Source organism: Serratia sp. Sp408, from assembly GCF_057180665.1.
The window spans coordinates 1-410 of sequence record NZ_JBXUFT010000027.1 but is presented as its reverse complement, the minus strand read 5'-3'; the positions used below and the strand labels follow the sequence as shown (position 1 = coordinate 410).

Genomic DNA, 410 nt, shown 5'->3' with positions numbered 1-410 from the left:
CTGAAGGAACGTTTAAGACTAAGACGTTGATAGGCTGGGTGTGTAAGTGCAGCGATGCATTGAGCTAACCAGTACTAATGATCCGTGAGGCTTAACCTTACAACACCGAAGGTGTTTTAGAGACAAAAGATTTTCAGCCTGTTCCGTGATTGAAGTCCGAAGGATTTCGCGCTGAAGCAAGGCGGCAAACGATGGCTGAGCAGGAGCATACACGCGTATGTGACTGTGAAGACAGAGAGCGGCCAACGCAGCAGCAGCGTGAAAGACACAGGACGGGTAAAAAAGAATTTGCCTGGCGGCAATAGCGCGGTGGTCCCACCTGACCCCATGCCGAACTCAGAAGTGAAACGCCGTAGCGCCGATGGTAGTGTGGGGTCTCCCCATGCGAGAGTAGGACACTGCCAGGCATC

General features: G+C 52.7%; 2 rRNA genes. Both read left to right on the top strand.

The window, feature by feature from the left end:
- A 23S ribosomal RNA gene (locus AC2AXP_RS22680) occupies positions 1 to 99 on the top strand; the annotation flags it as partial.
- A gap of 192 nt (positions 100 to 291) precedes the next feature.
- A 5S ribosomal RNA gene (gene rrf / locus AC2AXP_RS22675) occupies positions 292 to 407 on the top strand.
- Positions 408 to 410 lie beyond the last annotated feature (3 nt).